This is a genomic window from Wolbachia endosymbiont (group A) of Portevinia maculata (assembly GCF_964028525.1).
Taxonomy (GTDB): Bacteria; Pseudomonadota; Alphaproteobacteria; order Rickettsiales; family Anaplasmataceae; genus Wolbachia.
Map to the genome: position 1 here is coordinate 705,242 of NZ_OZ034786.1, position 15,178 is coordinate 720,419.

The following is a 15,178-nucleotide window of genomic DNA, read 5'->3' on the forward strand; positions in this document are numbered from 1 at the left end:
ATGTATTTCAACCGTTACTTTTCATTAATGAGACTGCACAGTTTAACAGGTTTGTGGCTTGTGCTATTTCCCAGTTTGAGCGGTATTCTTTTAGCCTCAACTTCTCTATCGTATCAGGCTCTTTTTCTCCTTGTTTTATTTACTATAGGTACATTTTTAATGAGACCTGCAGGGTGCATAATCAATGACATTTTCGATAGGGAAATAGATGCGCACGTTGAACGAACAAAATATAGGCCACTTGCAAGTGGTGCATTAAACATAAAGCAGGCTTTGGTTTTACTCTCACTGCTACTATCTATCGCCTTGGTAATTTTATTGTTAACTAATAAAACCACACTCATACTTGGAATAATCTCAATGTGTATGATAGCTACTTACCCTTTATTAAAGCGGTATGTTTGGTGGCCACAATTGTTCTTAGGGTTTACCTTCAATATGGGATCGCTCATGGGCTCAGCAGCAATAATAAACCAGATCAGTATAGAATCCTTGCTGTTTTATATAGGATGCGTCTTTTGGACACTTAGCTATGACACCATATACGCTCATCAAGATAAAAAAGATGATGAAAAACTCGGAATGAAATCTACCGCATTATATTTTGGTGATACAACAAAATCTTGGTTGAAAAGATTTTATTTAATATCTCTTATGACGTGGCTATATGCTGGTATCTTATCATCATTAAATAACATCTTTTATATTGCTCTACTTGCTGTAGGGTTCATATTTCACCGCCAATACAAAAATTTCAATCCTGACGATCCCAGTCAATGCATGTCCATATTTAAAAATAATTCCTACGTAGGGTTGCTTCTCTTTTTTGGCATCCTTTTAGATAGAATTATCACCTAGGTCTCAAGAGTTTTGGCTCTAATGAAGTCAATAAACTCAGGTAGCTCGCAGAAACGAAAAAACTTCCTTGACAAATTCCGCCAGCCCCCTTATTATGATAACAAGGGTATTCATGACTCAAAACTTGTTTTTGACCTGCAGGCTCAATAACAAAATTCAGTAAAAAACTTAGGGTATTTTTTGGCGGATTACATAAAATTATAGCGGCTGCATGTCTTTTAAATTTTTTCTACATTCAGCCAAATCGCGCTTATTTTAAGCGTTAGCACATTATTACAGCGCCACTTACAGTAATATAGAGTCAAAACTCGCACCACGGGGCTTCTTTTGCCTTTTTTTCGTTTGGTAGATTTCTTAATGTTTGTAGCTAAAGCAATTTAAGAGACCGAAAATGGTGTCATTCCAGCGTGTGACGCTGGAATCTAGTCTTTATTATGCAGCCACTTATTTAAAGTTAAGTTTTCTGGATCCAAGTAGTCAAGCTACTCGGATGACACCTTGACGATTTGAAGAATCGTCATCCCGCTACGTGTTAGCGGGATCTATGCTAAGAGATACCGCGAATGAATCGCGGTATGACGGTCTGCGGCGATATGACGGTTCGCGGTGGCATGACGATAACTTCGTCATCCCGCTGCTTGTTAGCGGGATCTAGAGATACCGCGGCGGTATGACGGTCTGCGGCGATGTGAAGGTTCGCGGTGGGATGACGATAACTTCGTCATCCCACTGCTTGTTAGCGGTTAAGAGATACCGCGGCGGTATGACGTAGGGAAACCTTTCTTGGTTAGCTACAGCAGCTTGCAAACCATTCAGAAAAGGGAAGACAAAACTATAAAAAACCATAGGCGCCAGATGGTTTTTAGCTAAAGTCAAGTGTCTGGAATTTTAGACATAGAATCCCCCATATGAACAAGATTCAGAAAAAATGCAACGTACATTGGGCAGAGATTAAGTATATGTATACACGCTGAAGAAGATACGCCACATTTTTAACTGAAATTTAGATGAAAAGTCTGCAGACGGAGATAGATTTTGAGCTCTCTAAATATCTCTAATTGTCATTATAATAAGGCTTTGAATATGCAGAAGTAATTTTTTTAGTTAAAATAAAAAAGTTTTCTGCTATAGCACTACTAAGCAGCAGAAGACCTTGCATGACCTCCAAAAAATGCTTTTACTCTTTCAAGATAAGTAGGTGGTACTGGAGGAATTTCTATACCATCTATAACAGCGCTTATTGCTTCTTTTACATCATCGCTTGTAATTAACTCTTTTAATTTATGCTTTATAGGGCCTCTTCCAACATCTTGCCCATACCTATTGTAATAATCCACATATAATTCATTAAAGACAGATTGTTTTGCTTCTTCTATCAGTTTACTGATGTTGCTTTTTATTTGAGGATCCATATCACCATCAGAATAAAAATTATCAAAATTGTCCTTTAAAACTGTAATTTTTTTATTGTTACAGCTTCTCAGGAATTTTTCTGTAATGCTTGGCATTCTCTCATACACTTGAGCGTTTACCTCAACTGTAAAGTTATTTTTAGCTTCAAGACAACTGAGTGAATAAATAATACGATTGAACATTCCTAGATTGCACTTACCATTTCCCTCTTTGAAACGTATCAGTAACATGCACTTTAGAAAATCTATATCTGACTTTTGATCCTTAGCTGCAGTCAAAACTAAATTTGCAGCTTGCGTGAGAGTAAGGCTAGTTTTTGATTCTCTATAAGCTGCTCCATTGGAACCATTAAAGTTAAGATAAAGTTTTAATTGCTCTTTTTGCTCAGTTGTAAGCTCATCTGAATTATTTATGTAGTCTTCAAACTCTTTATTGAGTACATTTGGTTGAGCTCCAAATTTCTGTTTTAACTCTTGAGCGCATTGGAAAATACTATGTTCAAAACTACTCGTGTGAACACTTTGACTGCCAGTGCCCACATCACTTACATTAAACAAAAAGCTTAGCTGCTTTACATTCAAACCCAAAGGTGAGAAAAGCCTCACTAATGGATACTTTATCAATTCAAGAAGTGCTACTGGAATTAATAATACAGCATTTATAAGCACAAGAAATATGTGATTACTTGGTATTTCTCTTCTAGTACTCAGTAGCAGCCACCCATTAAGGGCAGATATTTTCGATGCACAGTACAAAAATGGTAATTGAATGTAATATATTAAATATATAGAGAAAAATAGAATCTTATCTTTCAACCCTATTGTTGGGTCGTTATATACTTCAGAAAAAATACTATCATCACTGTTTTTATTTTTGAAAGACTGATAGTTGCTTGTAATTTTTTCTGTAAAGATAGAACAGAGCTTATGTATGCCATAGCATGCAACACAGGCAGCAAGAGAAATTGCAAGTGTTCCAAAAGCAGCTAATACCTCACTTGAAGTTTTGGCAAGAAGGAATGCATAAAGCGCATTAATAAAGATCTTAAGCAGAGAATCATGATAAAATAATGTTCCAATAGCAGCACCAATTAATAAAACATACCCACAAACAACCAAAAATGTTTTTAACCTCGGATTCATAGCCTTCTCCTAATAATCTATTTCATTATATGCATAAATTTAAAAAATGCAAGTTTTTATAAAGATCGATTGAAATTTCTGAGCTTCAGTTATATCGTTAGTCTATTTAGATAAAAATTATTGTGTCAAATAAAATAGGTTTTTGGGCTATTTTTGCCTTAGTGATTAGTAGCCAAATTGGCTCTGGAATTTTTATGCTTCCAATTAGCCTTGCTCCATATGGCATGTACAGCCTTGTAAGCTGGGTGATATCAGGGCTTGGTGCTATATCTCTTGCTTTGGTTTTTGCCTTACTCTGTGCAAAATTTCCAGAAACGGGTGGTCCTCACGTTTATGTAAAGCATGCTTTTGGCCCTGCTGCAGCTTTCTTTGTTGGTTGGACATATTGGGTAATTTCATGGGTTAGCACGACAGCAGTAATCGTTGCAAGTATTGGCTATCTTACTTCGCTTTTTCATGGAGATATTCAAAATATACGCTTATTTTTAGAAATACTATTATTTACGATCATTACACTAATAAATTTAAGAGGTGTCACTGCTGCTGGATGTGTTGAGCTTTTATTGATGACTGTCAAAATTACCGCACTGCTTGCTATACCAGTAACAGCGTTGTTTTTCTTTGATAGGAATAATTTTATCATAAGTGAGGAAATATCAACCCTCACGATGTCTCAAGTCCTTGCTCGCTCTACACTACTCACTCTATGGTGTTTTATTGGACTTGAATCAGCAACAGCACCTGCAGGATCAGTCAATGATCCAGCAAAGACTATACCAAGAGCCATAGTACTTGGCACAATCTCTGTTGCAGTTATATATTTCATTAATAGCCTTGCAATCATGGGATTGATAAACGGCAATGATCTAGTTAATTCAAAAGCGCCGTATGTTGACGCAATAAAAATTATGTTTCCTGGTAATTGGCATTTGATCATTTCTATTGTTGCTTTTATTGTTTGTGTTGGCAGTTTAAATGCTTGGGTACTAGCTAGTGGACAAGTGGCCCTTGGCCTTGCAGAAGATAAACTGATGCCACAGTTCTTTGCTAAAAGAAACAAGCACGGTTCTCCTTTCTGGGGCATAACAATCAGCTCCGTTGGCACTTCAGTTCTACTAATTCTCACTTCAAGCAACAATTTTGCTAAACAGATCACATCAATTATCGACTTTTCTGTAGTTTCATTTTTATTTGTTTACCTTGCATGCAGTCTTGCTTTTCTCAAGGTTATTATAAAGGAGAAAAACTATTACAAATTTTTAATTGGCAGTATAGCAACAACCTTTTGCTGCTGGGTAATATTTGAAACTTCTGTGAATACCTTGCTGATCGCAAGCTTATTCACCGCAAGTGGCATACCCATTTATTTATTTTGGTACTGCAGAGCTCCTGCACAATAAAATAGAGTTTAACGACTTTTCTTATTGTCCACTTGTTCAACATTACCCTTCTCAAGTTTACTATCTACTTCTTTTGCGTGTTCATCATCTACACTAGTCTCATCTTTTATCTTACTGGAGTGACCTGCTTGCGATTTTTCATATGCTTCCATGTTGTCATATATAGGGTTACTGATGATTTCTATTTTTTCAGGTGTGAAAATCCTTGCTAAAAATCTCCCTATTATTGGTATTGATCTTAAGAAATCTCTTAGCTTTGAAGATTCTTGTCTTTTATTTAGGAACTGTTGGTCTATTTTAAGGTTTTTTACACCATACTTTTTATCATCAAAATTTATTGCAGGCTTTCTTTTTTTCGAAAGAACATTTTGAGCCTTTAATCCATTGGTTCTTTCAGGCTCTTGAGGTGTAGACATTGCAGGTTTAACCTTAGTTTCATTGTATTCTTTATTCATCTTTCACTTTATTATGTAATATTACTAATATTGCATAATAATAGCTAAATTACAATTAATTGCAAGGTAAAAATATTAAAACAATTGTAAATTTTGTCAGTAAAAATATAATAGAACTTTAAAGTTAGAGGTTCATCTATATGGGATACAAAATTGCTGTTATTGGAGCAACCGGAAGAGTAGGGCGTGAGGTATTAAGCACGCTTGCTGAGTTTCAAGATGAGGCAATAGATTCTGTTATTGCACTTGCGTCGAAAAAATCAGAAGGGAAGAAGGTGAGTTTCGGTAATGAAGAATTAACTGTCTTGTGCCTTGAGAATTATGACTTCGTTGGAGTTAATATAGCCATTTTCTGTGCCGGATCTCATGTTTCTGAGAAACACGTACCGACTGCAATTGAGGCTGGGTGCATCGTAATAGATAACACTTCCCATTTTAGAATGAAAGAGGGTGTGCCACTCATTATTCCGGAGATTAATAAAGAAAAAATTATGGAATATAAAAACCACAACATAATATCCAACCCAAACTGTACTACAATACAGATGCTGCTAGTACTACATCTATTACACCAGAAAGCAAAAATAAAGAGAATCGTTGCTTCAACTTATCAATCAACTTCTGGCGCAGGCAAAGCAGCAATGGATGAGCTCTATGACCAGACAAAAAAAATCTTCATGAATGAGACTAAAAAGCCCGAGATATTCCCCAAGCAAATAGCGTTTAATTGCATTCCCCATGTAGGGAAATTCATGGAGAATGGTTCTACAGAAGAGGAATGGAAAATGCAAGAGGAGACAAAAAAAATTTTAGAGGAAGATATAAAAGTTACTGCAACTTGTGTAAGGGTACCCGTCTTTATCGGCCACGCTATGGCAGTAAATGTGGAATTTGGTCAACATATCACTGAAGAACAAGCTCGTGAAGTGCTAAGTGAAGCCGAAGATAGTGGAGTTTTAGTATACAACAGGCGTGAAGACAGTGAATACATAACTCAAATTGATGTTGTACAGGAGAATGCTGTATATGTATCGCGTATTAGACGAGACAATACTGTTGAGCACGGATTAAATATGTGGATAGTGGCTGATAACCTGCGCAAAGGTGCAGCACTAAATATAGTGCAGATTCTTGAGATTTTGATAAGAGAGCATTTGTCAATCAAGTGCATATAGAGTGCACGTACGTTGTAATTCGAAGGAAATTTGTATACCACATGGCAGCGCGTGACGCTGGAATCCAGCTTTTTAAACCATGAGAGCTACGAAAACTTACTTGACACCCTTCGCCAGCCCCCTTATCATGATAGTGAAGCTATTTATTTATCTTCGCAATCTGTGCAGGTTAATGACAAAAAACTTAGGGTATTTGGCGTCTCATGTTTAATTTTTCGCACTACGTGCATCGCATGTCTTTAAAAATTTTTAGGTTTTTACCTATATAAGCCAAAACGCGCTTACAAAGCGTTTAAGACAGCAAAAAACGTCAAATTGACAAGGGAGAATTTGAATACTAGCTACTCTGGGTTTTCTTTGCCTTTTTTCCTGCTTGGTAAATTTCTTAAACACTTGCGGTGTAGGTGAGTTGCATTTAAAAGCAGCTAAATTGCAGTGTTTAAGACTTAAAAAACGCCAATACTGAAAATAGACAATGACTAGGGCTTCTTTTGCCTTTTTTTTCGTTTGGTAAATTTCTTAATGTTTATAGCTAAAGTAACTTAGGTTCACCGACAACCGTCATCCCGCTACGTGTTAGCGGGATCTATGTTAAGAGATACCGCGAATGAATCGCGGTATGACGTAGGGCTACAGGTGTCATCCCAGTGTCAGCTACTTTCATAACATCATCATAAAGTAAAATGAGATCCCAGTGTTAGCTACTTGGATGACAGGGGAAGGTATTAGGACGACACCGTCATAAAGTAAAATGAGATCCCAGTGTTAGCTACTTGGATGACAGAAGAAGGCACTGGGATGACAGAAGAAGGTACTGGGATGACAGAAGAAGGTACTGGGATGACAGAAGAAGGTACTGGGATGACAGGAGAAGGTACTAGCCTGACAACCGTCATCCCGCTGCTTGTTAGCGCCGTGGCGGTATGAAGTAGGAAGCTATAGTATATAGAAATTCCAGTATTGTCTACATCTCTACTTTTCCTGGGTGAGTTCACTTGATTTTTATGTCATATGATGCTAATATATATTATTTGTGAGTTGGGGTATATATGGCTAGGAACTACTATGAAATACTAGAAGTAAATAAAGATGCTACTCCGGAAGAAATAAACAAAGCTTATAAAAAATTAGCACTGAAATATCATCCTGATAAACTCCCACCTAAAAAAAAAGAAAGATATCGAGAATTGTCAGAAAAGCAACGTGGTGGTGGTATTTTATCTGAGTCCGAATCGAAAGAAATGCAAGATCTTGTAATGCCATTTCTAGAGGTTCAAAAGGCATATGAAGTGTTATCCAACGAGAAAAAAAGAAAAGAATATGATAAAAGTGGTTGTGAAGAGAAAAATACAGCAAAATCTGATGATTTATTTGCAGATTATATAAGGAAGCAACCATACCACTTTTTGTACCAATCAATTCTTGCAGGTGATCTAGAATCTGTACGCACAGTAGTAGAAAAGTTCAGTGTCGATATTAATATTAAGTATGATTGCATATATATTGGTATTACTCCGATTAATTATGCAATTAAAGAAGATCATGAGCAAATTGTTGATTATTTGATTAGCAAAGGAGCAAAAGTATCTCTTATTGACGCTTTACGTCTTGCTATCAAATTAAATTCTTATAAAACCGCAGGCTTGCTGTTAGGGAAGTTAGATGTGGACGATATTAATGTGCAAGATAGTGACGGGAATACGATTTTCCATGATTTCTTTAAGTATTTTAATAACCCTAATTCTGATGATTTTGTTCTAAAAAAGACGTTATTTAACTTTGATGCTTTTAATTTTGGTCAACCTTCTTCTAAGAAGTCTTCTTCCGAAAATAGTAGTAACCCTAATGTTCAGAAAGATACACAAGATAATAACATCAGTTGTAATACAAGTCCTCTCTATAAAAATATAATTAAGCTTTTTGATCAATGCCAGTCAAAAATGAACTCAATGGAATTTAGGGAAGGTTGTGCAAGAGAGAGTGTAATTATATCTCTTAAGAATGCTGTTTCCTTTTTTCACTCACTTATAGATAAAGGTGTACGTTACGATATTTCAAATAGTGAACACGTAACTTCACTTGATGTGTGTATTGACCAGTTTGTAGATAATCATAGAAAGAGTTTATGGACTGATTACATCTTTTATTATGATCGCGTGGAAACAGAGAAAGCATACTATTCAATGATGAATGTTTTTGTTGAGAAAGGAATTATAGGATTAAAGGATGCAAACGGTATTCCTATATCACACAAGATTGTAGAGCATAATATTTATCCACACGTCGAAAATAAAGCAAACATTGACTTAATGGAAGAGGATAGCAGTGGCAAAAACGCATTAGTTAAAGGATGTTGTGATGTTTCTACTATAGAATCTTTAATTGAAAATGGAGTAGATCTAAATACTCCTGATTCTTTAGGGCAAACCTTGCTGCATTACGTTGTTTCAGAATATTGCAACAGCGTTGAGGAGGTAGGTCAGAGTTTTCAGCTTGAAGAAGTAAATAAACGTTTTTATCCCAAATTAGAAGCATTAATAAAAGGTGGGGCAAAAATTGATGCTAAGGACAATAATGACAAGTCCCCAATAGACCTATTGGTAGAAAGAGGTAAAAATATGAAGGAAGATATTAATTGTTCTGCTGAGGAAAAATCTGCTGCTCTTAAAAATTCATTAGAAGTTTTGGGAATAAAACAAGAAGAAGAAAAAACTCCTGAACAGGAGCAGCCTGAAGTTTTGGATCAAGTAAATCAAGACGATGATGTACTGCCAAGTAACCTAGAAGAAGAAAAAACACCAGGAAATAAGCAGGAGCAGCTAAGCCAACCTGAAATACCAGTTTCAGATCAAGCAAATAATACTCAAGGCGATGGTGTACAGCTAAGCAACCCAGAAAAAGAAAAAACTCCTGAACAGGAGCAGCCTGAAGTTTTGGATCAAGTAAATCAAGACGATGATGTACTGCCAAGTAACCTAGAAGAAGAAAAAACACCAGGAAATAAGCAGGAGCAGCTAAGCCAACCTGAAATACCAGTTTCAGATCAAGCAAATAATACTCAAGGCGATGGTGTACAGCTAAGCAACCCAGAAAAAGAAAAAACTCCTGAACAGGAGCAGCTTGAAGTTTCAGATCAAAAAATTGGTATTCAAAACAATAATCAACAACCAAGTAAACCAAATGCTGCTGCTCCACGAAGTGAAAAGAGAACTATTATAGCTGCTTCTGTACTGGCAATAGCTGGAGTTGCTTTAGGAATAACTATTGCAGTTTACTTAGAAATGTTGGCGGTTGGAGTAGCGGTTGGAGTTTGTTGTCTTATTGCTGCTGCAATCATATATTGTTGTAATCAGCCTTCAAAGTCACTTGAAAATAGCAAGGTCCAAGGGTTTTCTGGAAACCATGAACAACCTACTCTGTAAAATTCACAAGACCTATTAAAATATTTTTTTACTTTTCATCGTATATTTCTCAACATATTATCTTTAAGTACTAAAATAATTAACAATATGGCGTTATTAATAGTTGAATCACCTGCGAAAGCAAAGACAATAGGCAAATATTTAAGTAAAGAGTTCAAAGTAGCTGCATCCTTTGGACATGTGAGAGATCTTCCAGCAAAAAACGGCTCTGTTGATCCAGATAATGATTTTGCCATAAAGTATGAGATTATTGAGAAAGCAGAAAAATATGTAAAAGAGCTGGCAAAGCAAGCGAGTAAAACATCACCTTGCAACAGATCCATCCCAGTGTCTGGGCACTGGGATGACATCTTTTTTCTTGACTCTTATATCTCAATGTTCGTACAAACACAAAGGCAGTGCTTGACACTGGGATGAAACCTTGACAACCGTCATCCCGCTACGTGTTAGCGGGATCTAGAGATACCGTCACGGTATGACGTAGAGTCAGCGTTAGCCATAACACAACACTTTTATACTCACCAACTCAGTATCCAATCTTGGATCCAAGTGCTTGACACTGGGATGACAAGAGGGGCTACTTGGATGGAAACCAGTGTCAGCTACTTGGATGACACCCTCATAAAGTGAAATGAGATCCCGCTAACACGTAGCGGGATGACGAGAAAGGGGCTACTTGAATGACATCCTTCCTGGTGTGCTCAAATAACAATGTTCGTACAAATATGTGCTAGAGTGACACCGTTTACTATGTAACATCTCATCATATCACAATGTTCGTACAGTTGTGGCAGAATGACGTAGAAAAACTATTAACTTAAATCTATATTGACATGTCCCATTTTACGCTTATCTCTAACCTCTTTTTTTCCATATATGGTTAAACTAGCTTTTTCGTTGCTCAAATACTTATGAGAATCATATATATCGTTACCTATTATATTTTTCGTCATACAAGGAAAGCGTAATACTACTTCCTGCATAGGTAGCCCGCATATTATCCTAACCAGCTGTTCAAATTGACTAACGTTACATGCATCCAAGCTCCAGTGGCAAGAATTGTGAGGTCTTGGAGCTAGTTCATTAACTAACAATTCGTTATCTTTAGTAACAAAAAATTCAATAGCCAGAATTCCTATTACATCGAGCGCATTTGCTATTTTCTTTGCAGCTCGTTGTACCTCTTGAGTTAATTTGCTATCTATTTTAGCTGGCACTGTTGAAGTATCAAGTATTCCATCAACGTGGTAATTTTCTGCTATAGGAAAAAAAGCTACTTTACCGTTTTTATCTCTTGCAATGACTATTGAAACCTCTTTCAGTAAATCAACACTTGCTTCAAGAATGTACTCTGTATTCCAATCAAAGGAAGCAAATTGCTTCACTTCAGAATCATTCTCAAGCACATATTGCCCTTTTCCATCGTAACCCATTTCTGTTGTTTTCAGCCTTGTTGGATAGCCAAAAGTTCTACTGCTTTTCAGTAGCTCATTATAATTTTGTATACTTTTGTATTCAGCAGTTTTTATACTCAAGCTTCTAATGAAATCTTTCTCTCTAAGCCTATTTTGCGCAATGTGTAACGCTTTTTTACCCGGATAAAAATTTACATCGATATCAATTGCACTACATGGAATATTTTCAGACTCAATAGTGACCAAATCCACACTCTGTGCAAAAGATTCAAGCGCTTTCTTATCAGAGAAATCTGCTATTGTGAAATCATCAGCAACAGAGCAAGCCGGATCGTCCTTAGCACTGGCAAAAACATGTGTTTTTTGTCCAAGTTTTGTTGCAGCGATAGCAGTCATTTTACCTAATTGTCCACCACCTATTATTCCTATTACTTTTTTGCTAAGCGCATCTGGTTCGTTCATACTATAAATTGATATTTCCTAATTAAAGTATACTTGAAAAATCTATGAAAAAAGTATATAATTAAAATACTATCTTTTTATCATGAATATTCTATAATGATAGAGTACACACTAACTACCAACTTTGTTGAAGTTACAGTTTTACCAATTTATATTGAAGAGCAATCCATTCCTTATGAAAATTGCTATATATGGATGTATAACGTTAAGATAAAAAACAAAAGCCAATCAACTATTCAATTATTAAGTCGTCATTGGCAAATAATAGATTATAAGGGAAAAATAAATGAAATTGCCGGAGTTGGTGTTATCGGAGAACAACCTGTGATAAAATCTGGAGAGGTATTTAAATACACAAGTGGAACATACTTAAATGCACCGTCAGGAATAATGCAGGGTAAGTATGAATTTCTGAATGAAGAAAGCATAAAAATTTTTGAGGTTATGATACCACCCTTTTCTTTGGATAGTCCATACGTCAAAACTAGACCCCATTAACTATCAAAATAGTTTATTTGTAACCAGACTGCATTCTGTGATTTTTAGCAAAACATGATCTTTCATTTGAGCTTTCTTCAATTTAAAATAAATACAGAAAATTGCTGCCTATAGCTAAACTGACTTAGATTTACCGACAATTTGAAAAACCGTCATTCCGCTACTAGTTAGCGCCGCGGCGCTATGACGGTTCGCGGCGGCATCCTCGTCATCCCGCTACTTGTTAGCGGGATCTATGCTAAGAGATACCGCGGCAGCATAGCTATAGCTATCTTCAAAAATATGGTTGAATAATTGTTAATAATAGTGTATAATTATTAATATTTTCAAGCATTTTTGCCATGGCTCTTTCAAAATTTCTCGATCCTCGCAATGATTTGTGTTTCAAAAAAATCTTTGAAACGGAAAAAAATAAGAATATCCTGATCCACTTTTTGAACGATATTTTAGGGTTTACTGAGATAAATGCAATACAAGAAGTTGAGTTTCTTAGCACTATTATGGATCCCGAAGTTGCCTCTGATAAACAAAGTATTGTTGATGTTCTCTGCAAGGATTCTCACGGAAATAGATATATAGCAGAAATGCAGCTCGCTAGAGACAAGGGCTTCGAAAAACGCGCTCAATTATATGCCGCTAAAGCCTACTCAAGACAATTAGATAAATCTGGCAACTACATTGATTTAAAGAAAGTCTTCTTTATTGCTATATCAAATTGTAACTTACTTCCTGAAGAAGTTGATTATATTTCTACTCACAATATACGTGATATAAAAACTAACGGCCATTACTTAAAAGATTTTCAATTTATCTTTATAGAATTGCCCAAATTTTCAAAAAGTAAAGTAGAGCAGTTAGAAAGTATAGTAGAAAGGTGGTGTTTCTTTTTTAAATACGCAGAAGAAACAACAGAAGAGGACTTAAAAGAGATAGCAGAAAAAGCGCCAATAATAAAGCTAGCATATGATGAATTAGACAAGTTTCGTTGGAACGAAAAAGATTTAGTAGCTTACGAAGAAAGAATAATGGATCTACGGAAAGAAGAAGCCATTCTTGAATACAGACTTGATCTTGCTGAAGAGAAAGGAAAAATTGAAGGGAAAATTGAAGGGAAAATTGAAGTCGCAAAAGCAATGCTGGCTAATAATGTTGATGTCAACACTATTGTCAAGTTTACTGGCCTTTCTATTAGTGAGATTGAAGAATTAAGTGGAAATCTGTGAACGGTTACGTTTATTTTTTATCCTTATCATCAAGTGTAAATAAGGTTATTGTAGAGATTAAGCCTATTATAACTATTATCAACGAAAATGGGGCAGCTTCTCTATAGCGCTCATCGCTTACAAGTTCATATATTCTAGTTGATATAGTTTCAAAACTAAATGGTCTTATAATGAGTGTTGCTGTGAGCTCCTTGATAGTATCCATAAATACGAGCAAAAATCCCGATAATATACTCTTCTTGATGAGAGGGATATGAACATTCAAACATGTGGAAATAGGCCCATGACCCATGGTATATGCAGTCCACTCAATTTCATTTGGTGTTTTTTTGAGCCCTGATTCTACCGCCTTGAAAGATATAGCAAAAAAACGAAATAAATATGAGTAAACTAATGCGCCAATAGTTCCTACCAAGCTAATTTCCACAATATATTGAGTAATGAAAGAAGATATTCTGCTTAAAAATATTATTATGCTAATTGCGATAATTGCATTTGGAATTGCGTAGCCTAAAGAAATGAGACGTGCTACATTATTGATTACCTTACTTTTACGCGCCGTATATCCAATCATTATTGCAATGCTAATTGAGATTAATGCGGTGATAAATGATAAACTAACGCTATTTGCTATTATATTATAGAACCTTGCTTCGTATATGAAAAACCCCTTCTCTATGCTCCAATATATGAGCGGAATCATTGGCAAAATAAAACCTATTAATATCGGCAATACACACATAAGATAAGCAAAGATCAATGGTATAGTGCCACTTACACTCCGTTTGTTGTGATAATCTGCATTAGCGTTGATTGAAGAGTAAGATATTCCTTTTTTTTGTAGTTTCTTTTCGATAGCTATTAGTGTTGCAACGAAAATCAATTCTGCAACTGCTAAAACAGTAGTTGAATATTTATCATGCAGTAAAAACCAGGTGCGATATATTCCTGTCGTAAAAGTATCGATAGCAAGAAACTGTGGTGTGCCGAAATCCGTAATTACCTCCATTAGTACCAAGGACAACCCAGCTATAATTGATGGACGTATGGAAGGTATGATGACAGAAAACAGGCTCTGTAATGAGGAGAACCCAAGTGTTGACGCAATAGTGACTGAGTTACTAACATTCTTTAGACTTGAGCGGACTAGCATATAAACGTATGGATATAAACTAAATCCCATTACTAATATTCCACCACCTAGGGATTTTATTTCAGGAAACCAATAGTCACCTTTGCTCCACTCTAAAATGTCTCTTAATGAGCTCTGCACCGGACCTGAAAATTCTAGTGTATTTACATAGACGAACGCTACTATATATCCAGGAATCGATATCGGAAAGAACAAAGCAATCTCAAAAATTTTACTTCCAGGAAATGAAAAAAATGTGGTGAGCCATGCTGGAATCACTCCAAATATGAAGGATATCCCCCCCACTCCTATCATCAAAATTAGCGTACTCAGTATATATTCAGGGAAAAGTGTGCTGATTACCCATCCAGAATTTGCTGATTCTGTAAATAGAATCGATATTAACGATAGTATAGGACAGACGAATAATATACTTACTAAAAATAAGAATATATTTTTAAATACTCTCAAAAACATTAATTTGGATCTATATTTGATATTAAAATGTTATATGTAAAAACTGAAGATATCCAGTAATTAACAGCCGTACTATTGAATATCTTTATAATTTTGTATATCATGT

At 35.8% G+C, this 15,178-nt stretch carries 11 protein-coding genes and 2 pseudogenes; 9 read left to right on the forward strand and 4 right to left on the reverse strand.

Annotated features, from left to right (window positions below; translation table 11 throughout):
• Window positions 1-858: a 4-hydroxybenzoate octaprenyltransferase gene (ubiA, locus tag ABWU36_RS03590; RefSeq protein WP_353273007.1), complete on the forward strand. Its 858-nt coding sequence runs from the start codon at window positions 1-3 to the stop codon at window positions 856-858.
• Window positions 859-1,994: 1,136 nt separating this feature from the next.
• Here the strand turns inward: ubiA and ABWU36_RS03595 are convergent.
• Window positions 1,995-3,413 carry a hypothetical protein gene (locus tag ABWU36_RS03595; RefSeq protein ID WP_265017439.1) on the reverse strand — a complete coding sequence of 473 codons (1,419 nt, stop codon included), beginning with the start codon at window positions 3,411-3,413 and terminating at the stop codon, window positions 1,995-1,997.
• A 122-nt stretch (window positions 3,414-3,535) separates the two neighbouring features.
• On the opposite strand from ABWU36_RS03595, the gene ABWU36_RS03600 reads away from it, so the two are divergent.
• The gene (locus ABWU36_RS03600; RefSeq protein WP_253307367.1) at window positions 3,536-4,813 is read left to right on the forward strand and encodes an APC family permease; all 1,278 of its coding nucleotides are present in this window, start codon (window positions 3,536-3,538) and stop codon (window positions 4,811-4,813) included.
• Window positions 4,814-4,821: 8 nt separating this feature from the next.
• On the opposite strand, the gene ABWU36_RS03605 is transcribed toward ABWU36_RS03600, so the two are convergent.
• Entirely contained in the window at window positions 4,822-5,268 is a 447-nt protein-coding gene (locus ABWU36_RS03605) for a hypothetical protein (RefSeq protein ID WP_253307368.1), read from the reverse strand.
• A 140-nt stretch (window positions 5,269-5,408) separates the two neighbouring features.
• On the opposite strand from ABWU36_RS03605, the gene ABWU36_RS03610 reads away from it, so the two are divergent.
• The 5 genes and pseudogenes from ABWU36_RS03610 to ABWU36_RS03630 form a co-directional block, all read left to right on the forward strand.
• A complete protein-coding gene (locus tag ABWU36_RS03610) occupies window positions 5,409-6,443 on the forward strand; it encodes an aspartate-semialdehyde dehydrogenase (protein WP_253307369.1) in 1,035 nt (344 codons plus the stop codon).
• Between the two features lie 762 nt (window positions 6,444-7,205).
• Window positions 7,206-7,370, forward strand: a complete 165-nt coding sequence (locus tag ABWU36_RS03615; protein WP_353273008.1) for a hypothetical protein — start codon at window positions 7,206-7,208, stop codon at window positions 7,368-7,370.
• 122 nt (window positions 7,371-7,492) lie between these two features.
• A pseudogene (locus tag ABWU36_RS06825) lies at window positions 7,493-7,777 on the forward strand (DnaJ domain-containing protein); the annotation flags it as partial.
• A gap of 72 nt (window positions 7,778-7,849) precedes the next feature.
• Window positions 7,850-9,865 carry a hypothetical protein gene (locus tag ABWU36_RS03625; RefSeq protein ID WP_410541970.1) on the forward strand — a complete coding sequence of 672 codons (2,016 nt, stop codon included), beginning with the start codon at window positions 7,850-7,852 and terminating at the stop codon, window positions 9,863-9,865.
• An 87-nt stretch (window positions 9,866-9,952) separates the two neighbouring features.
• Window positions 9,953-10,165 (forward strand): annotated as a pseudogene (locus ABWU36_RS03630) (toprim domain-containing protein); the annotation flags it as partial.
• Between the two features lie 512 nt (window positions 10,166-10,677).
• Here the strand turns inward: ABWU36_RS03630 and ABWU36_RS03635 are convergent.
• The gene (locus ABWU36_RS03635) at window positions 10,678-11,742 is read right to left on the reverse strand and encodes a 5-(carboxyamino)imidazole ribonucleotide synthase (protein WP_253309191.1); all 1,065 of its coding nucleotides are present in this window, start codon (window positions 11,740-11,742) and stop codon (window positions 10,678-10,680) included.
• A gap of 96 nt (window positions 11,743-11,838) precedes the next feature.
• Between ABWU36_RS03635 and apaG the strand changes: the two genes are divergently transcribed.
• The gene (gene apaG, locus ABWU36_RS03640; RefSeq protein WP_253307374.1) at window positions 11,839-12,240 is read left to right on the forward strand and encodes a Co2+/Mg2+ efflux protein ApaG; all 402 of its coding nucleotides are present in this window, start codon (window positions 11,839-11,841) and stop codon (window positions 12,238-12,240) included.
• A gap of 341 nt (window positions 12,241-12,581) precedes the next feature.
• The gene (locus ABWU36_RS03645) at window positions 12,582-13,463 is read left to right on the forward strand and encodes an Rpn family recombination-promoting nuclease/putative transposase (protein WP_353273009.1); all 882 of its coding nucleotides are present in this window, start codon (window positions 12,582-12,584) and stop codon (window positions 13,461-13,463) included.
• Between the two features lie 10 nt (window positions 13,464-13,473).
• On the opposite strand, the gene ABWU36_RS03650 is transcribed toward ABWU36_RS03645, so the two are convergent.
• The gene (locus tag ABWU36_RS03650) at window positions 13,474-15,072 is read right to left on the reverse strand and encodes an ABC transporter permease (protein WP_264687949.1); all 1,599 of its coding nucleotides are present in this window, start codon (window positions 15,070-15,072) and stop codon (window positions 13,474-13,476) included.
• Window positions 15,073-15,178: the final 106 nt, after the last annotated feature.

Excerpts from the sequence above, each read along its gene's own strand:
- ubiA (WP_353273007.1), top strand. The coding sequence starts at position 1 with ATGTATTTCAACCGTTACTTTTCATTAATGAGACTGCACAGTTTAACA.
- ABWU36_RS03595 (WP_265017439.1), bottom strand. The coding sequence starts at position 3,413 with ATGAATCCGAGGTTAAAAACATTTTTGGTTGTTTGTGGGTATGTTTTA.
- ABWU36_RS03605 (WP_253307368.1), bottom strand. The coding sequence starts at position 5,268 with ATGAATAAAGAATACAATGAAACTAAGGTTAAACCTGCAATGTCTACA.
- ABWU36_RS03610 (WP_253307369.1), top strand. The coding sequence starts at position 5,409 with ATGGGATACAAAATTGCTGTTATTGGAGCAACCGGAAGAGTAGGGCGT.
- ABWU36_RS03635 (WP_253309191.1), bottom strand. The coding sequence starts at position 11,742 with ATGAACGAACCAGATGCGCTTAGCAAAAAAGTAATAGGAATAATAGGT.
- apaG (WP_253307374.1), top strand. The coding sequence starts at position 11,839 with ATGATAGAGTACACACTAACTACCAACTTTGTTGAAGTTACAGTTTTA.
- ABWU36_RS03645 (WP_353273009.1), top strand. The coding sequence starts at position 12,582 with ATGGCTCTTTCAAAATTTCTCGATCCTCGCAATGATTTGTGTTTCAAA.
- ABWU36_RS03650 (WP_264687949.1), bottom strand. The coding sequence starts at position 15,072 with ATGTTTTTGAGAGTATTTAAAAATATATTCTTATTTTTAGTAAGTATA.